At 66.0% G+C, this 23656-nt stretch carries 18 protein-coding genes; 11 read left to right on the forward strand and 7 right to left on the reverse strand.

Annotated features, from left to right (window positions below; all coding sequences use genetic code 11):
* Positions 1–35: 35 nt before the first annotated feature.
* Both ACTHJ1_RS15950 and ACTHJ1_RS15955 read right to left on the reverse strand, forming a co-directional pair.
* The gene (locus ACTHJ1_RS15950) at positions 36–4802 is read right to left on the reverse strand and encodes a glutamate synthase-related protein (RefSeq protein ID WP_440194256.1); all 4767 of its coding nucleotides are present in this window, start codon (positions 4800–4802) and stop codon (positions 36–38) included.
* A gap of 392 nt (positions 4803–5194) precedes the next feature.
* Complete coding sequence (locus ACTHJ1_RS15955; RefSeq protein WP_440194259.1) at positions 5195–5920, reverse strand: transposase; 726 nt, start codon at positions 5918–5920, stop codon at positions 5195–5197.
* 263 nt (positions 5921–6183) lie between these two features.
* Between ACTHJ1_RS15955 and rpoH the strand changes: the two genes are divergently transcribed.
* Together rpoH and ACTHJ1_RS15965 are read left to right on the forward strand one after the other, a co-directional pair.
* Entirely contained in the window at positions 6184–7068 is an 885-nt protein-coding gene (rpoH, locus tag ACTHJ1_RS15960; RefSeq protein ID WP_440194262.1) for an RNA polymerase sigma factor RpoH, read from the forward strand.
* A 141-nt stretch (positions 7069–7209) separates the two neighbouring features.
* On the forward strand, positions 7210–9741 hold the full coding sequence (locus tag ACTHJ1_RS15965; protein ID WP_440194265.1) for a cation:proton antiporter: 2532 nt from the start codon (positions 7210–7212) through the stop codon (positions 9739–9741).
* A 25-nt stretch (positions 9742–9766) separates the two neighbouring features.
* Here the strand turns inward: ACTHJ1_RS15965 and ACTHJ1_RS15970 are convergent, their stop codons facing one another.
* The gene (locus ACTHJ1_RS15970; protein ID WP_440194268.1) at positions 9767–10570 is read right to left on the reverse strand and encodes a DUF4743 domain-containing protein; all 804 of its coding nucleotides are present in this window, start codon (positions 10568–10570) and stop codon (positions 9767–9769) included.
* Between the two features lie 106 nt (positions 10571–10676).
* Here ACTHJ1_RS15970 and ACTHJ1_RS15975 point away from each other — a divergent pair, with 106 nt between their 5' ends.
* From ACTHJ1_RS15975 to ACTHJ1_RS15985, 3 genes are read left to right on the forward strand one after another with little or no spacing between them, the layout of a single operon-like run.
* The gene (locus ACTHJ1_RS15975; RefSeq protein ID WP_440194271.1) at positions 10677–11693 is read left to right on the forward strand and encodes a COX15/CtaA family protein; all 1017 of its coding nucleotides are present in this window, start codon (positions 10677–10679) and stop codon (positions 11691–11693) included.
* Between the two features lie 12 nt (positions 11694–11705).
* A complete protein-coding gene (cyoE, locus tag ACTHJ1_RS15980) occupies positions 11706–12605 on the forward strand; it encodes a heme o synthase (protein WP_440194274.1) in 900 nt (299 codons plus the stop codon).
* Between the two features lie 4 nt (positions 12606–12609).
* Positions 12610–13239, forward strand: a complete 630-nt coding sequence (locus ACTHJ1_RS15985; protein WP_440194277.1) for an SCO family protein — start codon at positions 12610–12612, stop codon at positions 13237–13239.
* Position 13240: 1 nt separating this feature from the next.
* On the opposite strand, the gene ACTHJ1_RS15990 is transcribed toward ACTHJ1_RS15985, so the two are convergent.
* Complete coding sequence (locus ACTHJ1_RS15990; RefSeq protein WP_440194280.1) at positions 13241–13459, reverse strand: DUF3717 domain-containing protein; 219 nt, start codon at positions 13457–13459, stop codon at positions 13241–13243.
* Positions 13460–13524: 65 nt separating this feature from the next.
* Here ACTHJ1_RS15990 and ACTHJ1_RS15995 point away from each other — a divergent pair, with 65 nt between their 5' ends.
* From ACTHJ1_RS15995 to ACTHJ1_RS16010, 4 genes are all read left to right on the forward strand, one after another.
* Entirely contained in the window at positions 13525–14124 is a 600-nt protein-coding gene (locus ACTHJ1_RS15995) for a PhaM family polyhydroxyalkanoate granule multifunctional regulatory protein (RefSeq protein ID WP_440194283.1), read from the forward strand.
* 28 nt (positions 14125–14152) lie between these two features.
* Positions 14153–15523: a bifunctional UDP-N-acetylglucosamine diphosphorylase/glucosamine-1-phosphate N-acetyltransferase GlmU gene (gene glmU, locus ACTHJ1_RS16000; RefSeq protein ID WP_440194286.1), complete on the forward strand. Its 1371-nt coding sequence runs from the start codon at positions 14153–14155 to the stop codon at positions 15521–15523.
* The gene (locus ACTHJ1_RS16005) at positions 15520–16902 is read left to right on the forward strand and encodes an MFS transporter (protein WP_440194289.1); all 1383 of its coding nucleotides are present in this window, start codon (positions 15520–15522) and stop codon (positions 16900–16902) included. The genes glmU and ACTHJ1_RS16005 overlap by 4 nt, the downstream gene beginning before the upstream one ends.
* A 100-nt stretch (positions 16903–17002) precedes the next feature.
* Positions 17003–18325 carry a UDP-glucose dehydrogenase family protein gene (locus tag ACTHJ1_RS16010; RefSeq protein WP_440194292.1) on the forward strand — a complete coding sequence of 441 codons (1323 nt, stop codon included), beginning with the start codon at positions 17003–17005 and terminating at the stop codon, positions 18323–18325.
* A gap of 39 nt (positions 18326–18364) precedes the next feature.
* On the opposite strand, the gene ACTHJ1_RS16015 is transcribed toward ACTHJ1_RS16010, so the two are convergent.
* On the reverse strand, positions 18365–19291 hold the full coding sequence (locus ACTHJ1_RS16015) for a glycosyltransferase family 2 protein (protein ID WP_440194295.1): 927 nt from the start codon (positions 19289–19291) through the stop codon (positions 18365–18367).
* A gap of 4 nt (positions 19292–19295) precedes the next feature.
* Positions 19296–20558, reverse strand: a complete 1263-nt coding sequence (locus ACTHJ1_RS16020; RefSeq protein WP_440194298.1) for an O-antigen ligase family protein — start codon at positions 20556–20558, stop codon at positions 19296–19298.
* Positions 20559–20657: 99 nt separating this feature from the next.
* Between ACTHJ1_RS16020 and ACTHJ1_RS16025 the strand changes: the two genes are divergently transcribed.
* The gene (locus tag ACTHJ1_RS16025) at positions 20658–21818 is read left to right on the forward strand and encodes a glycosyltransferase family 9 protein (protein ID WP_440194300.1); all 1161 of its coding nucleotides are present in this window, start codon (positions 20658–20660) and stop codon (positions 21816–21818) included.
* A gap of 6 nt (positions 21819–21824) precedes the next feature.
* Here ACTHJ1_RS16025 and ACTHJ1_RS16030 read toward each other — a convergent pair whose 3' ends face one another.
* Positions 21825–22667 (reverse strand): glycosyltransferase family 2 protein, encoded by an 843-nt coding sequence (locus tag ACTHJ1_RS16030; protein ID WP_440194303.1) that lies wholly within the window; start codon positions 22665–22667, stop codon positions 21825–21827.
* A gap of 134 nt (positions 22668–22801) precedes the next feature.
* On the opposite strand from ACTHJ1_RS16030, the gene ACTHJ1_RS16035 reads away from it, so the two are divergent.
* Complete coding sequence (locus ACTHJ1_RS16035) at positions 22802–23575, forward strand: glycosyltransferase family 2 protein (protein WP_440194306.1); 774 nt, start codon at positions 22802–22804, stop codon at positions 23573–23575.
* Positions 23576–23656: the final 81 nt, after the last annotated feature.

Here is a 23656-nt window from a genome sequence, read left to right on the forward strand (position 1 = left end):
CCTTGTGTATGTCTTGTCGATGATGTGGGAGAAAGTCAGGCGACCATCTGTTCGGGGTTGGCGGCCTGCCACAGCTCGGCCAGCGCGCGCTTGTATTCGATCGGCATGACCTTGACGAACTTGCCGCGCGCGGTATCCCAGTCGCCCAGGATTTCACGGGCGCGGAAGCTGCCGGTGTAGCGGAAGTGGTCCTCGATCAGGCGGCGCAGCAGAATTTCGTCGGCCTGCGGCTCGCCGCCGCGCTGCGCGCTGTGCCAGGTGCCCTGAGCGCTTGCGCTCGACTGCTCGGCGTGCGGCAGCACGGATTCGAGCTCGACCATGGACAGGTTGCAGCGTTGGCGGAAGGTGCGATCCGGATCCCACACATAGGCTACGCCGCCCGACATGCCGGCGGCGAAGTTGCGGCCGGTGTTGCCCAGCACGACGACGGTGCCGCCCGTCATGTATTCGCAGCCGTGATCGCCGGTGCCTTCCACCACGGTGGCCGCGCCCGAGTTGCGCACGGCAAAGCGTTCGCCCGCCACGCCGTTGAGGAAGGCCTCGCCCGACAGGGCGCCGTACAGCGCCGTGTTGCCGGCGATGATGTGTTCGGGGCCGAAACCGCGGAAGTCGTTGGGCGAGCGCGCAATGATGCGGCCGCCCGACAGGCCCTTGCCGACGTAGTCGTTGGCTTCGCCCACCAGATCGAGCGTGATGCCGTGCGACAGGAAGGCGCCGAAGCTTTGGCCGGCGGTGCCGTTGCACTGGATGTGGATAGTGTCGTCCGGCAGGCCTTCGTGGCCGAAGCGCGCGGCCACCGCGCCCGACAGCATGGCGCCGATGGTGCGGTTGCGATTGCGCACGGGGGTGATGAAGGAGACCTTCTCGCCACGCTCGAGCGCGGGCTTGCAGCGCTCGATCAACTGGTGATCGAGCGCGCCGGCCAGGCCGTGATCCTGCTCTTCGACCTGGAAGATGGCGTCGCCGTCGGCGGGCACGGGACGGTAGAACACGCGCGAGAAGTCCAGGCCCTGCGCCTTCCAGTGCTCGACGCCGGCGCGCACGTCCAGCAGGTCGGTGCGGCCGATCAGATCGTCGAACTTGCGGATACCCAGCTGGGCCATGATCTCGCGCACTTCTTCGGCGACGAAGAAGAAGAAGTTCACCACGTGCTCGGGCTTGCCCGAGAATTTCTTGCGCAGTTCGGGATCTTGCGTGGCCACGCCCACCGGGCAGGTGTTCAGGTGGCACTTGCGCATCATGATGCAGCCCTCGACCACCAGCGGCGCAGTGGCGAAGCCGAATTCTTCGGCGCCCAGCAGCGCGCCGATGGCGACGTCGCGTCCGGTCTTCATCTGGCCGTCGGCCTGCACGCGGATGCGGCTGCGCAGGCGGTTGAGCACCAGCGTTTGCTGGGTTTCGGCCAGGCCCAGTTCCCAGGGCGTGCCGGCGTGCTTGATCGAGGACACGGGCGATGCGCCGGTGCCGCCGTCATGGCCGGCGATGACCACGTGGTCGGCCTTGGCCTTGGCCACGCCGGCCGCCACCGTGCCCACGCCCACTTCCGACACCAGCTTGACCGAGATCGAGGCGCGGCTGTTGACGTTCTTCAGGTCGTGGATGAGCTGGGCCAGGTCTTCGATGGAGTAGATGTCGTGGTGCGGCGGGGGCGAGATCAGGCCCACGCCCGGCACCGAGCAGCGCAGCTTGCCGATGTATTCGGTGACCTTGTGGCCGGGCAACTGGCCGCCCTCGCCGGGCTTGGCGCCCTGCGCCATCTTGATCTGGATCTGGTCGGCCGAGCTGAGGTATTCGGCGCTGACGCCGAACCGGCCCGAGGCCACCTGCTTGATGCGCGAGCGCAGCGAATCGCCCTTTTGCAGCGCCACGTCGGCGGCGATGCGGTCCGAGCCCAGCACCGAGGCCAGCGTGTCGCCGTTCTTGATGCCCGACTTGCCCGTGCGCAGTTCGCTGCGGTAGCGCAGCTCGTCTTCGCCGCCCTCGCCGGTGTTGGATTTGCCGCCGATGCGGTTCATGGCCACGGCCAGCGTCGCGTGGGCTTCGGTGGAGATCGAGCCCAGCGACATGGCGCCGGTGGCGAAGCGCTTGACGATTTCCTTGGCGGGCTCGACCTCGTCCAGTGGGATGGCGCGGCTGGGATCGACCTTGAACTCGAACAGGCCGCGCAGCGTCATGTGGCGCTTGGACTGATCGTTGATGATCTGCGCGTATTCCTTGTAGGTGCGATAGTTGTTCGCACGCGCCGAGTGCTGCAGCTTGGCGATGGAGTCCGGCGTCCACATGTGCTCTTCGCCGCGGATGCGGAACGCGTATTCGCCGCCGGCGTCCAGGTCCTGCGCGAGCACGGGGTCGTTGCCGAAGGCGGCGCGGTGCAGGCGCAGGGCTTCCTCAGCCACCTCGAAGATGCCGATGCCTTCGATGTTGGAGGCAGTGCCGGTGAAGTACTTGTCGACCAGGCTGCGCTGCAGGCCCACGGCTTCGAAGATCTGCGCGCCGCAATACGACATGTAGGTCGAAATGCCCATCTTGGACATGACCTTGTTCAGGCCCTTGCCGATGGCCTTGATGTAGTTCTTCGCGGCTTTGGCGGGCTCGGGCATCTTGCTCAGCGATTCCAGCGCCAGGTAGGGATGGATGGCCTCGGCGCCGTAGCCGCCCAGCAGCGCGAAGTGATGCACTTCGCGCGCCGAGCCGGTCTCGGCCACCAGGCCGGTGGCGGTGCGCAGGCCCGCGCGGATCAGATGCTGGTGCACGGCCGAGACGGCCAGCAATGCCGGGATGGCCACGCGCTCGCTGTCGACCAGGCGGTCGGAAATGATCAGGATGTTGTAGCCGCTCTTGACCGCGTCGACGGCGCGCGCGCACAGCGCGGCCACGCGCGCTTCGATGCCCTCGGGGCCCCAGGCAGCCGGATAGGTGATGTCCAGCTCGTAGCTGCGGAACTTCTGGCTGGTGACCTGCTCGATGCCGCGGATCTGCGCCATGTCGGCGAAGTCCAGCACGGGTTGCGCGATTTCCAGGCGCAGCGGCGGGTTGACGTTGTTGATGTCCAGCAGATTGGGCTTGGGTCCGATGAAGGACACCAGCGACATCACCATTTGCTCGCGGATCGGATCGATGGGCGGGTTGGTGACCTGCGCGAACAGCTGCCGGAAGTAGTTGTAGAAGGGCTTGGCGCGGTTCGACAGCACGGCCAGCGGCGCGTCGTTGCCCATGGAGCCGATGACCTCCTCGCCCGTGGCGGCCATGGGTTCGAGGATGAACTTGTAGTCTTCCTGCGTCCAGCCGAAGGCCTGCTGGCGGTCGAGCAGCGGCACGCCGGTCTGGGTGGCGGGCGAGACGGCATTTTGCTGCGCGGGCAGCGAGTCGAGCTTGACCTGCAGACGGTCGATCCATTGCCGGTAAGGACGGCTGTTGGCCAGCTGCGCCTTGACCTCGGCGTCGTCGATGATGCGGCCTTGTTCCAGATCGATGAGGAACATCTTGCCGGGCTGCAGGCGCCACTTCTTGGTGATGCGGTGCTCGGGGATGGGCAGGGTGCCGGCCTCGGAGGCCAGGATGACCATATCGTCGTCGGTGACCAGGTAGCGGGCCGGGCGCAGGCCGTTGCGGTCCAGCGTGGCGCCGATCTGACGGCCGTCGGTGAAGGCGATGGCTGCCGGGCCGTCCCAGGGTTCCATCATGGCCGCGTGGTATTCGTAGAAGGCGCGACGGCTGGCGTCCATCTGGGTGTGCTGTTCCCACGCCTCGGGGATCATCATCATCACGGCATGCGAGAGCGCATAGCCGGAGTTGACCAGCAGTTCGAGACAGTTGTCGAACGTTGCCGTGTCGGACTGGCCTTCGTAGACGATGGGGTAGAGCTTTTTGAGGTCGTCGCCCAGCACGGCCGACTGCATCATGCCTTCGCGCGCGCGCAGCCAGTTGAAGTTGCCCTTGACCGTGTTGATTTCGCCGTTGTGGGCGATCATGCGGTAGGGGTGGGCCAGCGGCCAGGCGGGGAAGGTGTTGGTCGAGAAGCGCTGGTGCACCAGCGCCACGGCCGAGACGGTGCGCGGATCGGCCAGGTCGCGGTAGTAGCGGCCGACCTGGTCGGCCAGCAGCAGGCCCTTGTAGACCACGGTGCGCACCGAGGCCGAGGGCACGAAATATTCTTTGCCGTGGGCCAGGTGCATGGCCTGGATGGCATGGCTGGCGGTCTTGCGGATGACGTAGAGCTTGCGTTCCAGCGCGTCGGGCACCATGACGTCGGGGCCGCGGCCGATGAAAAGCTGGCGGATGACCGGCTCGACCGAGCGCACGGCCGGCGACATGGGCATGTCGGTGTCTACCGGCACGTCGCGCCAGCCCAGCACGATCTGTCCCTCGGCGCGTACCGAACGCTCGAGTTCCTGTTCGCAGGCCAGGCGCGAGGCGGTTTCCTTGGGCAGGAAGACCATCGCCACGCCGTATTCGCCCGGCTGGGGCAGGACGATGCCGCGCTGCGCCATGTCTTCTCGGTAGAGCTGGTCCGGGATCTGGATGAGGATGCCGGCGCCGTCGCCCATGAGCTTGTCGGCGCCGACTGCGCCGCGGTGATCCAGGTTTTCGAGGATCTTCAGGCCCTGCTGGATGATGGTGTGGCTCTTGTGTCCCTTGATGTGGGCTACGAAGCCCACGCCGCAGGCGTCATGCTCGTTGGCAGGGTTGTACAGACCCTGGGCCGCCGGCAGACCGATACGGCTGGCGTCGATGGGCGCGGCCGTCGCAGGAACGGCCGTCGCGTCGGCCTGATGAGAGAGGGGGGAAGAAATAGGGGGCATGACGCGCTCCGCGGGGGGACTGCGGGAATTGTTGTTAGTTCAGTAGGGGCAAGATAGCGCGCCAAGGGGTTATGTGCAAGTGCAATAAAAAGGGTGTGTCCCTATATTTTATTCTCCATCAGGGTGCGCTAAATAAAATAGGGACATTGAATATTGTTTTAAAAACAAATACATAAATATCGTATGTTTTTAGGAAAGATGGGCTAAGGTGGAATTTCGCCATGTTAAGTCCCCATATTATTTTGGGACTTTAAAGGCTGGCGAACCGCCCATGCGCAGATCTTGGCCGGGTTTGCCCGGCTCACGGCCCAGGTCCGGCAGAAGGGCGAATACACACCGGCGCAGGCTTGCAGCCAGACGCCTAGACGATGCATTTAGCGGCCAGATGGGCGCTAGGTCGTGGTGTCCGCGGGCGTGGCGGGTAGCGGCTTTTTACGCGGCCGGCCGCGATGGCCGGGAGAGACGCGGCGACTGGCGGTGTGGGCCAGGCCGGCAATGAAAGCGGGGCCGCCCAGGGCCCACTGACCCGATACCGCCTGCTCGAGGCGCTGGGATTCTTCGCGCGACAGGCCGTCCTGCAGCAGCTTGCGGTAATTGGCCTGGCGATCGAAAGGCGTGTTGCCGCAGGCCCAGTAGTCGGCATGGTCCGACTGCCACGAGGGCGCTGGTGTCTGATGGCTGGCGCCGGTGTGGCTGCCGGCCGACGACCAGGGCCAGGAATCGGGGTCGGACGCAGTGCCGCTGCGCACAGGATAGGTTTCGAGCCAGACCTGGGCGCGCAGCACCCAGGCGCGGGGCTCGAGCAAGGCCGAGCGGTAGCGCCCTGCGAAGACCCTGCCGCCGCGCAGGCGGGCCGCCAGGTTGCGGCCCAGCGTCTGCATCAGCCTGGGCAGGCCGGATTCGTCGCTGGGCGTGGCCAGCAACAGAATGCGGTCGGTGGCCAGAACCCAGCCGTGTACGGCGACTTTGTGGCGCTGGGCCGAATCGCCCAGCCAGGCGACGAGCTGATTGAGAATATCCTGCGGCGCCGGCTGGCCTGGGGCGGCCAGCGGCTGGACGAAACTGGCCTGCACCAATTGGGGCAGGCCGGGAGCATACAGTCGGGGCAGACGAGCCATGTAATCTCAGCCTTGCAAGGGGACGCAAGAGGGTTGGGTTCACTATATTAAATAGTGCCGCCTTCGTCGATGGCTATCCGGGGGCAAATCGTGCGCAGGCGTAACAGTGCAATGCAGAGCCGGTTATCGGCGAGGATCGCCATTCTGTGTTTTGTGGCCTTTTCAGGGAACTCCTGGATGCCGTCAGGGTCAAATTAGCACTCAGTAGCACAGAGTGCTAACATCGTTCGCATGCTTTTTTCCATCTTCAGGAGGCCCCGCCAATGAAAGCAGCCAGTATCGCGACGGCCCAGTCCAACGCGCTGGCGTTGGCAGTGGCCAACCCCGGCGCGCTCGGCACGATCGACGCCTATATCTCGACGGTCAACCGTCTGCCGGTGCTCAGCGCAGAACGCGAGACCGATCTTGCGCGCCGACTGCGCGACCACGACGATCTCGAGGCCGCGCGTGAGCTCATCCTGTCGCACCTTCGTTTGGTCGTATCGGTGGCGCGCCAGTATCTGGGCTACGGCCTGCCGCACGCCGACCTCATCCAGGAAGGCAACGTCGGGTTGATGAAGGCCGTCAAGCGCTTCGATCCCGAACGCGGCGTGCGCCTGGTGTCCTTCGCCGTGCACTGGATCAAGGCCGAAATCCACGAATACATGGTGCGCAACTGGCGCCTGGTCAAGGTGGCCACCACCAAGGCGCAGCGCAAGCTGTTCTTCAATCTGCGCAGCATGCGGCCCGACGGCCAGACGCTGGATACCGAGCAGGTCGACCACATCGCCGACGAACTCAATGTGCGGCGCGAAGACGTGCGCGAGATGGAAGTGCGCCTGTCCGGCCGCGACCTCGCTCTCGAAGGCCAGGACGACGACGAAGACAGCTTCGCGCCCATCGCCTACCTGTCCGACGAAGGCCGCGAGGAACCCACCCGTGTGCTGGCGCGCCAGGCTCGCGCCAACCTGCAGGGCGAGGGCCTGACCCAGGCGCTCGAGGGCCTGGATGCGCGTTCGCGCCGCATCATCGAGGCCCGCTGGCTGCAGGACGACGGCGGGTTGACGCTGCACGATCTGGCCGCCGAATTCGGCGTGTCGGCCGAGCGCATCCGCCAGATCGAAGCGGCCGCGCTCAAGAAGATGCGTGGCGCTCTGGCGCCGGCCTGAACCCCGGCATGCCGGATGGCAAAGGCGCCGCCAGTCGGCGCCTTTCGCATTTTGGCGTTGGCCCGGGTGACCCTTCGGGGGCTTCGCTTGCTGAAAACCCGCTATCCTTGAGCCTAATAAAGATAAGGGATCCCGCGGCGCATGGATGTCGGCCTGATCGTATTCGGCATAGCCGGCCTGCTTACGCTGGTCTGCTTCATGCCGCCTCTGGCGGCCCGCCTGAAGCTGCCGCATTCGGTGCTGCTGGCCATCGTCGGCTGTCTGCTCGGCATTCTCATGCATTGGCACGGATGGGTCCCCCCCGTGCTGGGCGATCTGCTCGCCACCATCGACCACTTCCAAATCTCGTCCGACACCTTTCTCATGGTGTTCTTGCCGGTGCTGTTGTTCGAGACCTCGCTGTCGATGAACGTGCGCCGCCTCATGGACGACCTGGGCCCCATCCTGCTGATGGCCATCGTGGCGGTGGTAGTCTGCACCATCGTGGTCGGCCTGGCCCTGAATGCGGCCTCGAACTACGGCATCATCGTTTGCCTGTTGCTGGGCGCCATCGTGGCCACCACCGATCCGGTGGCCGTGGTGAGCATTTTTCGCGAAGTAGGGGCGCCCAAGCGGCTGACGACGCTGGTCGAGGGCGAGAGCCTGCTCAACGATGCGGCCTCCATTGCCTTGTACTCGGTGCTGGTGGCAGCGCTGGCCAGCGGCGCGATGGGACATGGCGGCCTGTCGGTGAGCGGCGTGCTCGGCGCTTTTCTGCACACGTTTCTGGGCGGCGGACTGGCCGGTTACCTTATGGGCCGCGCGGCCTGCTGGCTGTTCACGCTGCTGCGCGGCTTTCCCACGGCCGAAATCACGCTCACGCTCAGCCTGGCCTATCTTTCCTTCTATATCCCCGAGCACTATCTGAATGTGTCGGGCGTGGTGGCCACGGTGATCGCCGGGCTGGTGGTGGGGTCGACGGGCCGCACGCGCATATCTCCCGGCACGTTCGAACACCTGGCCCTGGCATGGAACCAATTCGGCTTCTGGGCCAATTCGCTGATTTTTCTGCTGGCCTCGATGCTGATTCCGCGCATGATGGCCCACGCCGGCTGGTTCGAGATGTTCATGGTGCTGGTGGTGTTCGTCGCGACGCTGGCCGCGCGCGCCGTCGTGGTGTTCGGCCTGTTGCCCCTGTTGCGCGTAATGCGCATGAGCAGCCGGGTCAGCACCTCGTACAAGTCCGTAATGCTGTGGGGCGGTCTGCGCGGAGCCGTGTCGCTGGCGTTGGCGCTGGCGGTGATCGAGAAGGACGCCATTCCCGAGTCCGTGCGGCAGTTCGTCGGCGTGGCGACCACGGGCTTTGTGCTGATGACGCTCTTCATCAACGGCACGACGTTGCGCTGGCTGATCGGCATACTGGGCCTGAACCAGCTTTCGCCCATGGAACGCAGCCTGCGCAACCAGGCGCTCATCCTCGCACTCGAAGATCTGCAGGAGCGAACCGACGAGATCGCACGCACCGATCACATCGGCAGCGAAGCCAGCGGGCGCATCCACGCCGTATTCGATGCGAGCCTGGCCAGCGTGCAGGACGCCCAGGCGGCAGCGCTCACCGTGGAGCAGCGTGTGCTGGTCGGCCTGGCTGCGGTGGCGCAGCGCGAACAGGAAATGTTCTTCGACATCCTCAAGGCGCAGATCGTCGACTGGCGCATGGCCGAGAACCTGCTGGCGCGCGCCGAGCGGCTGGAGGATTCAATCCGCTCGCATGGCTTGCCCGGCATGCAGGCGGCTATCGAGGCCGATGTGCGTTACGGCCGCGGCTTTCGCATCGCCCTGCGCATGTACGATCTTTTCGGTTGGCAGGGATGGCTGGCGCGCGAACTGGCGCAGCGCTTTGCCGCGCTGATGACCAAGCGCTCGGTGGCGCAGCAGCTGATCAAATTTGCGCACGACGAGCTCGGGCCGCTTCTGGGCGAGGAGGCGGCCCAACGTGTCGTCGATATCCATCAACGCCGTCTGAGCCTGGTCGAGAATGCCATGCAGGCCCTCAATCTGCAATACCCATCCTACGCGCAATGGCTGCAGGAAAGCTATCTGGGCCGGGTCGCGCGCGAGCTCGAGCGGCGTCGCTACGGCGCCATGCAGGATCAATTCCTGATCGGCGGCGAAGTCTATGCAGACTTGATCCAGCAGTTGGAGAGTCGCTGGCAGCATATCGACCGGCATCCTCCGCTGGATATGCAAATGGGGGCGGCCGACCTGATCAAGCGGGTGCCGCTGTTCGAGGGGCTGAGCGCCGAATCGCAGCGCGCCATCGGCCGCCTGCTGCGGCCTCGCCTGGCCTTGCCGGACCAGTCCATCCTGGAACGCGGCAGCTATGGCGCCTCCATGTGCTTCGTGGCCTCGGGCGCCGTGGCCGTGCATCTGCCCGACGGCACCGCGGTCGAGCTGGGCAGCGGGGAGTTCTTCGGCGAACTGGCCCTGCTGGGCGAGCGGCAGGTCACGCCCCGGGTGACTTCGCTGGGCTACAGCAAGCTGCTGATGCTGTCGGCGCGCGATTTCGACGCGCTCCTGAGCCAGGACGCAGACCTGCGCAAACGCATCGAGGTGGTCGCCAAGCAGCGCATGCGCGCCATCGAAGTCTGGAAACAGTTTTCGCAGCAGCCTTCGCCGGACGGCGCGGCGACGTAAGGCTCCGCGGCATCGCGCGCGGTGCTCAGCCTGCGCGCAGCAATTCCTCGACGATGACCAAGGCGGCTTCCAGCGTGAACTCATCCGCCTCGACCAGGCCGACGACCTCGTCTACCGGCATGGCGGCGATCTCCATGACTTCGCCGTCGCGGTTGACGGGCTGAACACCGGGTTCCAGCACGCAGCGGCTGGCCAGCAGGTCCTCCACCTGGTAGCCCTCGGGCAGGCGGCGATGCAGGCGCTGCGTGGTGCGCAGCGGGCCGCGATTTTGCAGATCGGGCGCATCCAGACCGGCTTCTTCGCCGCATTCGCGCACCAAGGCCAGATCCAGGCTTTCGCCGGTGCTGACCAGGCCGCCGACCAGGGTGTCCCACATGCCGGGATCGGTGGCCTTGTCGAGGGCGCGGCGGGCGACCCATAGACGGCCGTCGGGCGTCCAGGCGTTCAGATGCACGGAGCGGGTGAGCAGCCCCAGGGGGCGCATGGCGGTGCGTTCGATCGCGCCGAGCCATTCGCCGTCGGCGCGGATGTCCAGCAGTTCATTGCGCCAGCCACGCAGGCAGCCGGCGTCGCGCAGCGCCTGCGCCACCTGCGCCAGCGCGCCATCCAGTTCCGGGCCGGGCGGCAGGCCGGGCAGCAGGCGCACGATGCCGTCCTCGATCACGATAAAGCCGGCGTCGCGCAGCGCGTTATGGGCTGGCCGGGTGATCCAGCCGCAGCGGTGGCCGGCCAGGTCCAGCGGCAGGGACTCGTCGGGCGGCGGCTCGCTGGCGCGCGCGCGCAGGGTGTCGTACAGGGGCGTGAGGCGGGTGGTCGGAATGGAATGCATGATGGCGCGGATTTTAATGCCTGCGCGGCATGGCCGCCTCCATCGTGCACGCCGCTGCCCATCCCGCGTTTCGCATTGCGTCAGGTGCCTATGTAAAAATGCGGGCATGGACCGCATTACCCGCCTCTACCGCAAGCTGGTCTTTCTGACCTGGTTTCTGACCCTCGACCTGATCATGTTCGGCGCCTTCGTTCGCCTGACGGACTCCGGCCTGGGCTGCCCCGATTGGCCGGGCTGCTACGGCAGCACCTCGCCCCTGGGGTCGCTGCCCGAGATAGACCAGGCCGTGCGCGCCATGCCCTACGGACCGGTCTCTCTGTCCAAGGCCTGGATCGAGATGGTGCACCGCTACGTGGGCGCCACGCTCGGCTGCCTGATCATCGCCATTCTTTACATGGCCTGGCGCTATCGCCGCCACCTGGGCCGCTCGCCGGCCCTGGCCACTGCGACCCTGGCGGCGATATGCCTGCAGGGTGCCTTCGGCGCCTGGACGGTCACGCAACGGCTCATGCCCGCGGTGGTGACGGCGCATCTGGCCATAGGCTTGATCGTGCTGGGGCTGCTGACCGCGCTGGCCGCGCGCGAAAAGCCGCATCTGGCCCTGGCCGCGGCGGCCAGGCGGCTCAAACCCTGGGTGACGGTTGGCCTGGTGTTGTTGTCGCTGCAGATTCTGCTGGGCGGCTGGGTCAGCACCAACTACGCCGCGCTGGCCTGCATGGACTTTCCCATGTGCCAGGGCGCCTGGATGCCTCCGATGGATTTTCGCGACGGATTCTCGCTGATCCGCGCCCTGGGCGAACTGCCTTCGGGCCAGGCGATCTCCCAATCGGCGCTGACGGCCATCCACTGGACGCATCGCAATTTCGCCTTTGTCGTGTTCATCTATCTGGTGCCCCTGGCCTGGAGACTGCGTCGCGAGGCCGCGCTGCGCGGGCCGGCCACGCTGATGCTGTGGCTGCTGCTGGCGCAGTTGTGCACCGGGCTCACCACGATCTTCTTTCAATGGCCCCTTGCCGTGGCCGTGTTGCACACGGGCGGGGCAGCGGCCATCACGCTGGTCATGGTCCTGATCCGCGTCCGCCTGGGCACGGCCGGCGGGCCGCCGGTAACATCTGCGGGCTAAACTAGCGCAATCATGACCGTTGCCGCTACGCATTCTTCGCAGGGCCTGCTGCGCCAATATCTGGTGTTGACCAAACCCCGGGTCACACAGCTGGCGGTTTTCTGCGCAGTCATCGGCATGTTCCTGGCCGTGCCCGGCCTGCCGCGCTGGGACCGCGTGGTTTACGGCGTGCTGGGCATCTGGCTCCTTGCCGCCGCGGCCTTTGCCATCAATTGCCTCATCGAGCAGGAAGTCGACGCCCGCATGGCGCGCACGGCGCGGCGTGCCACGGCCCGGGGCACCATCTCGTCCTTCCAGGTCCTTGGGCTTTCGGGCCTGCTGGGCGGGGCCGGCATGCTGGTGCTGTATGTGCTGGTCAACCCGCTCACCATGTGGCTCACTTTCGCCACCTTCGTGGGCTACGCCATCATCTACACGGTTCTGCTCAAGCCGTACACCTCGCAGAACATCGTCATCGGCGGCCTGGCCGGCGCCATGCCGCCTGCGCTGGGCTGGGCGGCCGTGGCCAACGCCGTGCCGGCGCAGGCCTGGTTGCTGGTGCTCATCATTTTCGTCTGGACCCCGCCGCATTTCTGGGCGCTGGCCCTGTACCGCGAGCAGGATTACGTCAAATCCGGTCTGCCCATGCTGCCGGTCACGCACGGCCGCCACTACACGCAGCGGCAGATCCTGCTCTATAGCGCGGGCCTGTTCGTCGTCTCGCTGCTGCCCTATGCGGTGCACATGAACGGCTGGCCCTACCTGCTCTGCGCGGTGGTGCTGAGCGGTCTGTTCCTTGGGCACGCCTGGCGCCTGTTCCGGCACTACAGCGACGCGCAGGCGCGCCGTCTTTTTCGCTATTCCATCGTATATCTGTCGCTGCTTTTTGCGGCCTTGCTGATGGATCACTGGGTTGGCCTGCTGCTGACTTGACGCCATGAAAGATCCGATCTCCTGCGGCCGCCGCCGCGCATTGCGCGTCGTCGCGTCGAGCAGTCTGGCGCTGGCCATGCCCTGGGCATTGACCGCTTGCGGCAACGGCGGCCCGGCCTTCAAGGGCAGCGACATCACGGGCACGCATCTGGGCAAAGACTGGACGCTCACCGATTTCAACGGCCAGCCTCGCACATTGAGCAGCTTCGCCGGCAAGGTGGTGGTGGTGTTCTTCGGTTATACCCAGTGTCCCGACGTCTGTCCGACGTCCATGGCCGAGCTGGCCGACGTGATGCACAAGCTCGGCCCGGATGCCGACAAGGTGCAGGTGCTGTTCATCACGGTCGATCCCGACCGCGACACGGCCGAGATACTCAAGCAGTACGCAACCGCATTCGATGCGCGTTTCCTGGCCCTGCGCGGCACGGCCGACGAAACCCGCAAGGCCGCGGCCGCGTTCAAGGCCTATTACGCCAAGGTGCCGGGCAAGAGCGGCGCGGCCGACGACTACACCATGGATCATACGGCGGCGTTCTATCTGTTCGACACCCGTGGCGAGGCGCGCGTGCTCGCCAAGCACGACGCCAGCGCCGACGACCTGGCGCACGACATCAAGCTCTTGCTCAAGCGCTGATTCAACCCAGTGACGCCTGCCAGGCCTGGTAGGCAGCCAGCGCGGCCAGCGGCAATTCTTCGGCGCCCATATCGGCCCGATGACCGATGATCATCAGGGCATAGGGCGCGGCCAGGGCGGCCGCCTGCGGACACAGGCGCGACTCCTCGCCCTGCGAGGGTTCGCGCTTGCGCCAGTAATTGATGGCCTCTTCGATCTGGGGCAGAGTGATGCGGTCCATGCCGCCATTGTCCCAGAAACGGGCGTAATATCGGGCGGCAGCTCAACAAGAGACGAGGAGACAATATGTCCGATTCCAGCCATACCAATCCTTTTGTGCTCCCGGGCCTGGGGCAGTCGTCCGACGCGTCAGGCAACCCGTTTCTGGCCAGCATGGAGATGATGCGTCAGGCTTGGGCGGGCTTGGCGGGCGAGGGCGGTTTTTCGCAGGTGCTGCCCATGGGCACGACCATGAACGTCGAAGAGCTCGACCGCCGCATCGCCGAGCTGCGTTCGGTCGAAAGCTGGCTGCGCATGAATCTTTCCATGCTCGACAGCGCCATTCAGGGCATGGAGGTGCAGCGCGCCACCATCACGACCCTCAAGTCCTTCGTCGGCAAGATGTCGTCCATGGATCCCATGGCCGCGGCCGCGGCATTGGGCGGTTCCGCGCCGAAAGACGCGGGCGCGTCGTTCAGCGAGGCCGCCCAGTCGGCCTCGGCCTGGTGGAATCTGCTGCAGCAGCAGTTCAGCAATATCGCCGCCGCGACGGCTGCCGGCATGCCCGGCGCCGAGCAGTCTGCCGCCTCGGCGCCCAAGCCGGCAGCGAAATCAACGCGCAAAAAAGCCGGGGCGCGTCAGGCCGCGCCGGGCAAGTCCAGCGCACCGTCATCCGATCAATCCTGATTCGTCAGAGCCTTCAACCCAGTTTTCCATGCTCAATGTCGTAATCCTTGCCGCCGGTCTCGGCAAGCGTATGAAATCCGACCTGCCCAAGGTGCTGCACACCTTGGCGGGCCGCCCCATGTTGAGCCACGTACTCGACAGCGCACTCCAGCTCGATCCGGCGCGCATCACAGTGGTCGTGGGCCACGGCGCCGAGCGCGTACGCGCGGCCTATGAGGGTCAGCCCGGGCTGTGCTTTGCCTTGCAGCAACCGCAGCAGGGCACCGGCCATGCCGTGCAGCAGGCCGTGCCGCAACTGCTCGAAGGCGACGCAGACGACGTCACGCTCGTGCTCTACGGCGATGTGCCGCTGGTACAGCCCGAGACGCTCAAGCGCCTGCTGGCCGCGCGCGGCCAGGGCGTGGCCGTGCTCACCGAAATTCTGGACGACGCCACCGGCTACGGCCGCATCGTGCGCGACGCCGGCGGCAAGGTGCAGCGCATCGTCGAACACAAAGACGCGGACGCCGCCGAACTCGCCATCCGCGAGGTCAATACCGGCATGCTGGCCGCGCCCACTGCGCGCCTGAAAGACTGGCTGAGCCGCATCGACAACCACAACGCCCAGGGCGAGTACTACCTCACCGACATCATCGGTCTGGCCGTGGCCGACGGCGTGCCCGTGCAGGCCGCGCATCCGGCCGCCGCATGGGAAACCCTGGGCGTGAACAGCCGCGCACAGCAGGTTCAGCTCGAACGCGCCTGGCAGCGCGAACAGGCGCGGCGCCAGCTCGAGGCGGGCGTCACGCTGGCAGACTCCGAGCGCTTCGACGTGCGCGGCAGCCTGATCTGCGGCCGCGACGTCTTTATCGACGTGGGCTGCGTGTTCGAAGGCCTGGTCGAATTGGGCGACGGCGTGCACGTCGGACCCTACAGCGTATTGCGCAATGTGACTATCGCGACCGGCGCCCGCATCGAAGCCTATAGCCATTTGGACGATGCCCGCATCGGCCGCGACGCCCGCATCGGACCCTATGCGCGCCTGCGCCCGGGCACCACGCTGGCCGACGGCGTGCACATCGGCAACTTCGTCGAGGTCAAGAACAGCGTGGTGGGCAAGGACAGCAAGGCCAATCACCTGGCCTATGTGGGCGATGCCGACGTGGGCGAGCGCGTCAACGTCGGCGCGGGCACCATCACCTGCAATTACGACGGCGCCAACAAATGGCGCACCGTCATCGAAGACGATGCCTTCATCGGCTCCGATTCGCAGCTGGTCGCCCCCGTGCGCGTGGGCCGCGGCGCCACGCTGGGCGCGGGCACCACGCTCACGCGCGATGCGCCGCCGGATCAGCTCACCGTTTCCCGCGCGCGGCAAAGCAGCATCCAAGGCTGGAAGCGCCCCGTCAAAAACAAATGACCGAAGCCGTTCACACGGCGCAGTCGCCGCTGCAGGACGGCCTGCCCACGCCGCGCCGTTATTGGGCGGCAGCCACGCTCCTGTGCGGCATCAGTCTCACGGTGCTCGATACCACCATCGTCAACGTGGCACTGCCCACCATCGCCCAAAGCCTCGGCGCGCCGGCCGCAAGCATGGTGTGGGTGGTCAATTCCTACAGCCTCGCCATCGTGATGCTCCTGCTGCTCATGGCCGCCCTGGCCGAGCGCATGGGTTTCAAGCGGATGTTCGCCTTCGGCGTGGTGGTGTTCATGCTGTCGTCGCTGGGCTGCGCTTTGTCCGCGGCCTTGTGGCAGCTGAACCTCGCGCGCGTCTGTCAGGGCGTTGGGGCCGCGACGCTGATGTGCATGATCGGCGGCATGGTGCGCAACATCTATCCTGCCCGCCATCTCGGGCGCGGCATCAGCCTGAACGCCACGGTGGTCGCGCTGATGTCGGTGCTGGGGCCCTCCCTCGGCGCGCTGATCGTGTCGGTGGTCTCATGGCGCTGGATCTTCGCCGTGAACGTGCCGGTCAGCATGGTGCTCCTCATGGGCATACGCACGCTGCCCGACGTGCCGCGCGTCAAGAGTCCGATCGATATGCTCAGCGCCGTGTTGTCCATGGCGGCCATGGCGGCATTCATCGTTGGCGTCGACGACCTGGCCGCAAATTTTTTCAAGGCTGTGGCGCTGATCGCCGTCGCTGCGATCCTTGCCTCGATCCTGGTGCGCCGCGCCGGCAGTCAGACGGCTCCGCTGGTGCCCGTCGATCTGTTGCGCATCAAACCGCTGGGCTTTGCCGTGGCGGCGTCGGTGTGCACGTTCGCTGCGCAGACTGCCGCCTACGTATCGCTGCCGTTCTACTTTCTCAACGAACTCGGCCGCGAGCAATGGCAGCTGGGCATGTTGATGGCCGCCTGGCCTGTGGGCACCGCGGCGATCGCGGGCCTGGCCGGTCGCCTCGCCGGCCGCTATTCGGCGGCCTTGCTCAGCGGCTTGGGCGCGGGGGCGATGGCGATCGCGCTGGTCTGGGTCACGCTGCTGCCGCACGGCGCCTCCAACGCCGCCATCATGGGCGTCATGTTCCTGGCCGGCCTGGGCTTCGGCTTCTTCCAGACGCCCAACAACCACGCCATGCTGGGCTCGGCGCCGCGCCACCGCAGCGGCGCGGTCGGCGGCGTGCAGTCCACCACGCGAGTGTTCGGGCAGAGCGTCGGCACGGCGCTGGTGGCGGTGGCCTACGGCCTGCATGTCGGGCATGGCGCGACCGTGGCGCTGCTCCTGGCCGCGATCTGCGCGGTGCTGGCGGTCGGCGTCAACACCGTGCGTTCGGCCAAGCTATCGGCCGTGCGGGGCTGATTCGGTCCCGGCGCGGCGGTCATGATGGTGTCGGCAGGGAACTTATAATCTATGCATGCCGGCGGCGATGGTTCCGCCGCGATCGCATCGAGGCGCTTGCATGAAAATTACAGTGGTGGGAACAGGGTATGTCGGCCTGGTGACCGGCGTCTGCCTGGCCGAAATGGGCAACCAGGTCATGTGCCTGGATACCGACGCGGCCAAGGTGGCCCTGCTGCGCCAGGGCGGCATTCCTATCTATGAACCCGGCCTGCAAGACATGGTGGCGCGCAATGCCGGCGACGGCCGCCTGTTCTTCACCGACGACGTCGCCGCCAGCGTGGCTTTCGGCGACCTGCAATTCATTGCCGTGGGCACGCCGCCTGGCGAGGACGGCTCGGCCGATCTGCAGTACGTGCTGGCTGCCGCGCGCAATATCGCGCGCTACATGAACGAACACAAAATCGTCATAGACAAGTCCACCGTGCCCGTGGGCACGGCCGATCGGGTGCGTCAGGCTATGCAGGAAGTGCTGGCCGCGCGCGGCGCGGACATTTCCTTCAGTGTGGCCTCGAACCCGGAATTTCTCAAAGAAGGCGCGGCCATCGCCGATTTCATGAGCCCCGACCGCATCATCGTGGGCGCCGACGACGAGCACACCATCTCCGTCATGCGCCGCCTGTACGCGCCGTTCCAGCGCACCCACGAACGCCTGATGGTGATGGACGTGCGCTCGGCCGAGCTGGCCAAGTACGCTGCCAATGCCATGCTGGCCACGCGCATCTCCTTCATGAACGAAATGGCCAATCTGGCCGAGGCGCTGGGCGCCGATGTCGAGCAAGTGCGCCGCGGCATCGGCGCCGACCCGCGCATCGGCCATCATTTTCTGTATCCCGGCGCGGGCTATGGCGGTTCGTGCTTTCCCAAAGACGTGCAGGCACTGGTGCACATGGGGGCGCAGCATCAGGTGCCCATGCGCGTCATCCAGGCGGTCGAAGAGGCCAATCAAGGGCAGAAGCATCGCTTGTCCGAAAAGGTGGCGCAACGCTTCGGCGCGGATCTGTCGGGGCGCCGTTTCGCCCTGTGGGGCCTGGCTTTCAAACCCAATACCGACGATATGCGCGCCGCGCCCAGCCTGGATGTGATCGCCGATCTGACCGCGCGCGGCGCGCAGGTCAGTGCCTATGATCCGGTGGCCATGAAGGCGGCGGCCGGTGCGCTGCGAGCATATCCGTCGGCATCGCTGGCGCCCGACATGTACGCCGCGCTCGACGGCGCCGATGCGCTGCTTATCGTCACCGAGTGGAAGGTCTTTCGCGCGCCCGATCTGGCCCGCGTCAAATCGCTGCTCAAGTCGCCGGTGATCTTCGACGGCCGCAATCTGTACGAGCCGGCCGACATGAAAGAGCAGGGCTTCGAATACCAGGGCATCGGTCGGGTATGACCCAACGCCTGCCGGCGCCGGCAGGCCCTGTAGTGTCGCTTACCGGCCCGGCGCGTCGCCGTCGGTCAGCGACGCGGTATGCGTCAGCTGCGCCGGCAGGTCCGGTTCCCAGGCGTGGAGGTCTTCGGTGGGGTACAGGCCGAAGGCATAAAGAACCCGCTTGAACCGGCTCTTCAGGCCGGGGCGCGGCACGTTCGGCAGCGCATCGGCGGCGGCCGTTGCGGTGCGGGCCACGTAGTTGTTCTTGAAATCGCTTTGCGAGATGCCCCACTTGAGCAGGAACTCGCGTCCGCCCCGGTTGCGGCGGATGCGGCCCGTGGTGCGGGTGCCGAAGTGATAGATGCGGCTGGCGCCGACCGAACGGAACACCCGGCAGCCCACCAGCCACAGCTTCATCAAAAAGTCGTCGTCGCTGCTCATGCCGGGGCCGAACTCGATGCTGTAGCCGCCTACGCGCAGCCAGAGTTCGCGGCTGACCAGCGTGGGCTGTTGCGCGATGCCGTCGCGGTCGGCAATGTTCATCTGCGCCGCGAAAGCGAGCATGCCTGCTTCGTCGAAGTTGTCCGGGCCGCCGCCGAAGTCGGCCACCGTGATGGTGGCGTTGCCGGTATCCACAGGTTCGATGAGCACGGACGCCAGATAGGCCGGTCTGGGGCCGAGCCCGCGCAGGGCGTCGACCAATGCCGTGTCCCACCCAGGGGTGCAGAACATGTCGTCGTTCATGAACAGAATCCAGTCGCGCGTGGCGAGCCGCGCGACGTCGTTCAGCGCGAGGCACACGCCCACGTTGCCCCGGCTCCACGTATGGCGTATGCCCTGCTCGCGCACCCACTCCAGCGTGCCGTCGCTGCCGTCGTTGACGTGCACCAGAATCTCGTGCTCGAACGCCGAATGCCGCCGGATGCTGTCGACGCACAGCTGCAGGTACGGCAGGTTGTTCCAGGTGGGGATCAGGATGCTGAACATGGGGTCACGATAAGGATGGGTTCGATGCGTCTTGATTGGCGCGATCCGCGATCCCCGCCAGCGCGGCCACGATGAGCGCGTAGATGGAAACCGTGCCCTTCAGGTCGAAGGTCTCGACGGTCAGTCCGAAGACGAAAAACATGACTGCGAACAAAAGCCCCAGCATTGCCGCGCCGCGCGCGGCGGCCGACGGGGATGCGCGCCGGCGCGCGAAGAAGACAACGGGCACGACGTAGATGGCCAGCAGCGCCAGGCCGCCTACGATGCCGTAATCGGCCGTATAGGCCAGCAACTGGTTGTGCACTTCGCCCTTGCCCAGCTGCGCCGCGGCAGGCGTGAGCCGGCCCTGCTGAGCCATCGCGTTCATGGCATCGCGAAAGCCGTGGCCGCCCAGGCCCAGCACGGGGTTCGCTTCGACCAGTTCCACGGCCACTTTATAGAGCTGCAGTCGTACACCGACCGACGTGTCTTCCTGGCCGTGCTGGTATTGCGTCAGATTGGACGAGATGACGTCGATGCGTTCGCGCACCGTGCTCGAGGCGCCGTAGACCACGGCGAATAGCGCCACGATGGCCAGCGGCGTCAGGACTTTCCAGCGCAGGGACTTGCCGCGCCCGCGCTCCCACAGCACGATCGCGAGCACGACAGGCAATGCGATCCAGCCCCCGCGCGAACCGGTCAGCAGCGAGGTAGCCAGGCCCGCCACCAGACCGGCGATCTTGAGCGCGATGACCCAGTTGCTGTCGCGGCGCCACCAGTTCAGCGCGGCCGCCGACAGCACGCCGAAGGCGAGCGCGAGGTCGCCGAAGTGAATCGGGTTGAGGAACTTGCTGCCCAGGCGGTGGTCGCCCGCGCTCCAGTCGCGCGACAGGAACAGCGCGATGAACAGGGTCGCCAGGGCGCCGACAGGAAAAGCCAGGTCTGCCCAGGCCAGGGATCGCAGCGAAGCGCGCCGCAAGGCCAGAAATACCGGGATGACGAACAGAAAGCGCGAAGGCGAATCCCACACCGGAAAGGTCGGACGCCCATGCGCGAGCGTGCTCAGCGCGACGGCGGCGAGCGGCGCGGCAAGCGCAATACAGAACGCCAGCCCCAGGCCGTCCAGGCGACCCTGTACACCCGATCGCCGGGACAGGAGCGCGGCAAGAGAAAGCACGCCGGCTGCGATCATCAAGGCGCTCGCGGCGCCGTCGAACAGCATGGCCAGGGCCGGGTAGGTCACCAGCAAAAACGCGATCAGACTGTCGCCGGCCGTCGTGCGTTGCATATTATTTGTTGTAATAGACGTAGGCATTGCGCACTGTAATGTCGGTAATGGTGGCGTCTCGTACCGCGGATTGCGCGGATTTCATGGGCGGGCGCCACGATGAGGGCCTCGCCATTGTATCCGCACGACACTCGCAAATTATCCTGGTTTCCGCCCGCCCGCTGGCTGGCCGGCGTCGTCGCCCGATCTACTGTCATCCCTTATCCCGGCGTGCCGCATGAGCCGCAGGTGTTTGTCGGCCGCAATGGCCGGCTCAAGATCGCCAAGAAGTATCTGCACAAGCGCTGGCTCCTGCGGGCGCGCCGCCAGCTGCCGCTCGAACGGACCCACCTCGATGCGTCGCAGCGCCTGCTGTGGATCTATGCCAAGCGCAATTTCGGCGATGCGACCATGGACCTGGCCGGCCGGGTGCTGCTCAAGCGCTGCGGCGTGCGCGTGGATCTCCTGGCCCTGCCTTCGCTGGTGCCGCTCTTCGCGCAAGACGACGTCTTCGGCCACGTCTACGGTGATCCGTCGCAGGTCGATGCAAGCCTCTACGACGCGGTCGTGCTGTCCGAATACAACCTGCCGTCGATACGCCTGAAGGCGCGCTACTTCGGCAAGCTGCCTTATGTCTGCCTGTATCGATATTTCAACGGCCCCGACCGCAATCAGACGCGTTTCAGCTATGCCGGTGTCAACGAGGTCTTTTCGCTGGGCCTGCATGCGGACGAGCTGACGGCGATCAGCAAGCCCTACCTGGCGTCCAGCGAGGCCACGCGCGAGTCGGTCCGCGAGCTGCTGCCGGCGCGGCCGTTCATCGCGCTTTCCACAGGGGGCCTGGATTTCAACCGCACCTATCATCGCTGGCCGGAATTCGTCGAACTGCTGGGTCGCTGCGAAGAAGCCCATATGCCGAAGGACATCGTTCTGGTCGGCTCCGACAACGGTCTGGAAAGCGCACAGGCGCTTTGCGCCGCCGCGCCGGGCAAGGTGCGCATCCATTCGCTGGTCGGCAAGCTGACCTTTCTGCAATCGCGCGAAGTTGTGGCGCGCGCGGCGCTGTTCATCGGCGCCGACGGCGGCCTGATGCATGTCGCGCACAGCACGCCCACGCCCAGCGTTTCGCTGTTTTCGGATCGCGAGCCGCCTTATCTGCGCCTGACCGAGGCCTGCCGGTCCATCGGCCTGCAGGGCGGCGGCGATGTCGACACCATCGCGCCCGATCAGATCAGGGACGCGGCGCTCAAGCAGTTGAGCACTTATCCGGTGTCGTGTTGACAGGCTCTAACCGAACGCCCGCTTGATGCGGGACTTGAGCAGCGCGCGCTTGAGGCTGCCGCGCTGCTCGGGCTCGGGCAACGCAAGCTCGGCGCCGGCGGGTTGGCCGCGCCGCAGGTAATAGCGGTCGAAGGTCGACTGCGTCATGCCCCATTTGTTCAGGAACTGTCGCCGTCCGTCGTTCTTGACGATCTTGCCCGTGCTCTTTTGCTGAAAGTGGTAGACCAGACTGTCGCCGACGCCGAGAAATACGCGGCATCCCGCGTGCCACAGCTTCATCGAGAAGTCGTTGTCGCTGCTCATGCCCGGGCTGAGTTCGCTGCTGTAGCCGCCGATCTTGTTCCACCAGTCGCGGTGCACGAGCGTCGGCGGCCACGTGGCGCCGAGCCAGTCGGCGCGCGCCAGCCCGGGGGCGGCGTCGACCAGCTCCTGCGCGCGGAAGGTTTCCGCGTCGCGGCCGAAATTCTGCACCACGACGCACGGGTTGCCCGTGTCGACCGGCTCGATCATCGTGCCCGACAGCAGGAAGAGGTCGGACGGCATGTGTTCGATGCGGCGCACGAGCGCGGTGTCCCAGCCGGGGCAGCAGACCATGTCGTCATTCATGTAGACGACATACTCGCGCGTGGCGCGCGCCGCAGCCCAGTTCACTGCGTGGCAGATGCCGATGTTGGCCGGCGACGCGGTGTGTTCGATGTTCTGCTCGCTCACCCAGTCCAGCGTGCCGTCGGAGCCGTCGTTGACGTGGACGATGATCTGGTGCTCGTAGGCCGAATGACGCCGCAGGCTGTCGATGACCAGTCGCAGATAAGGCAGATTGTTCCAGGTCGGAATGATGATGGAGAACATCGAGGGGGGCTAGTCCAAGTGGCTGCCTGCATGGCTGCAAGCCTGAGGCGAGTATTTTACCGTTCGAGGCCGCGTCGGCGCTGTGTACACTGGTGCGCAATCGCGGGCCGGTCCCGCCCTTTGCTCATCGCGCCATGAATTCCCCCACGCTCGGCGTCGCCCTGATCACCAAGAATGCCGCCGCGCGGCTCGCGCAGTGTTTGAGTGCCCTGGCCTTCGCCGACGAGGTCGTCGTCGTCGACAGCGGCAGCACCGATGCCACGCTGGATATTGCCCGCGCGCACGGCGCGCGCGTGATCGAGTGCGTCGACTGGCCCGGATTCGGCCCGCAGAAAAACCGCGCATTGGACGCGCTCGCGACCGACTGGGTGCTGTCGATCGATGCCGACGAGATCGTGTCGCCCGAATTGGCCTCATCCATACGCGCAGCCATCGCGGCCCCCCAGGCCGATGTCTATGCCATCGATCGGCTGTCCAGTTTTTGCGGCGTGTGGATCCGCCACAGCGGCTGGTATCCCGACTGGATCCCGCGTCTTTTCAAGCGCGGCGCGGCGCGGTTTTCCGATGATCTCGTGCATGAGCGCCTGGTATTCGAGGCGCCTGCCCGGCGCCTGTCCGGCAAGCTGCTGCACTACTCGTACGAAGATTTCGACACGGTGCTGCGCAAGCTCGACGCCTATTCGAGCGCGGGCGCGCGGCAGCGCGCGGCGGCCGGCAAGCGCGGCGGCTTGGGCACGGCGCTGGCGCGCGGGGTCTGGGCCTTCGTGCGCACTTGGGTGCTGCGCCGTGGTTTTCTCGACGGGCGCGCGGGCTTGTACTACAGCCTCATGCAAGCGTTCTACGAGTTCATGATTTCCGTGAAACTCGTGGAGCTTTCCGGCAAACCGGTTCAGGAAGCGGCTTTGTAGGGGCGAGATCGGTCTCGCCCCAAAAAATTAGACATTTTCAAGACCCGATTGATTTGGTGGGGCTGCCCCATTAATCCTCAA

This window comes from Bordetella sp. (genome assembly GCF_051960075.1).
Lineage (GTDB): Bacteria > Pseudomonadota > Gammaproteobacteria > Burkholderiales > Burkholderiaceae_B > Bordetella.

Excerpts from the sequence above, each read along its gene's own strand:
- ACTHJ1_RS15995 (WP_440194283.1), top strand. The coding sequence starts at position 13,525 with ATGTCCGATTCCAGCCATACCAATCCTTTTGTGCTCCCGGGCCTGGGG.
- ACTHJ1_RS16025 (WP_440194300.1), top strand. The coding sequence starts at position 20,658 with ATGAGGGCCTCGCCATTGTATCCGCACGACACTCGCAAATTATCCTGG.
- ACTHJ1_RS16035 (WP_440194306.1), top strand. The coding sequence starts at position 22,802 with ATGAATTCCCCCACGCTCGGCGTCGCCCTGATCACCAAGAATGCCGCC.
- ACTHJ1_RS16015 (WP_440194295.1), bottom strand. The coding sequence starts at position 19,291 with ATGTTCAGCATCCTGATCCCCACCTGGAACAACCTGCCGTACCTGCAG.
- ACTHJ1_RS15985 (WP_440194277.1), top strand. The coding sequence starts at position 12,610 with ATGAAAGATCCGATCTCCTGCGGCCGCCGCCGCGCATTGCGCGTCGTC.
- ACTHJ1_RS15955 (WP_440194259.1), bottom strand. The coding sequence starts at position 5,920 with ATGGCTCGTCTGCCCCGACTGTATGCTCCCGGCCTGCCCCAATTGGTG.
- ACTHJ1_RS15970 (WP_440194268.1), bottom strand. The coding sequence starts at position 10,570 with ATGCATTCCATTCCGACCACCCGCCTCACGCCCCTGTACGACACCCTG.
- ACTHJ1_RS16030 (WP_440194303.1), bottom strand. The coding sequence starts at position 22,667 with ATGTTCTCCATCATCATTCCGACCTGGAACAATCTGCCTTATCTGCGA.
- ACTHJ1_RS16005 (WP_440194289.1), top strand. The coding sequence starts at position 15,520 with ATGACCGAAGCCGTTCACACGGCGCAGTCGCCGCTGCAGGACGGCCTG.
- ACTHJ1_RS15990 (WP_440194280.1), bottom strand. The coding sequence starts at position 13,459 with ATGGACCGCATCACTCTGCCCCAGATCGAAGAGGCCATCAATTACTGG.
- rpoH (WP_440194262.1), top strand. The coding sequence starts at position 6,184 with ATGAAAGCAGCCAGTATCGCGACGGCCCAGTCCAACGCGCTGGCGTTG.
- ACTHJ1_RS15965 (WP_440194265.1), top strand. The coding sequence starts at position 7,210 with ATGGATGTCGGCCTGATCGTATTCGGCATAGCCGGCCTGCTTACGCTG.
- ACTHJ1_RS16020 (WP_440194298.1), bottom strand. The coding sequence starts at position 20,558 with ATGCAACGCACGACGGCCGGCGACAGTCTGATCGCGTTTTTGCTGGTG.
- ACTHJ1_RS16010 (WP_440194292.1), top strand. The coding sequence starts at position 17,003 with ATGAAAATTACAGTGGTGGGAACAGGGTATGTCGGCCTGGTGACCGGC.
- cyoE (WP_440194274.1), top strand. The coding sequence starts at position 11,706 with ATGACCGTTGCCGCTACGCATTCTTCGCAGGGCCTGCTGCGCCAATAT.
- ACTHJ1_RS15975 (WP_440194271.1), top strand. The coding sequence starts at position 10,677 with ATGGACCGCATTACCCGCCTCTACCGCAAGCTGGTCTTTCTGACCTGG.
- ACTHJ1_RS15950 (WP_440194256.1), bottom strand. The coding sequence starts at position 4,802 with ATGCCCCCTATTTCTTCCCCCCTCTCTCATCAGGCCGACGCGACGGCC.
- glmU (WP_440194286.1), top strand. The coding sequence starts at position 14,153 with ATGCTCAATGTCGTAATCCTTGCCGCCGGTCTCGGCAAGCGTATGAAA.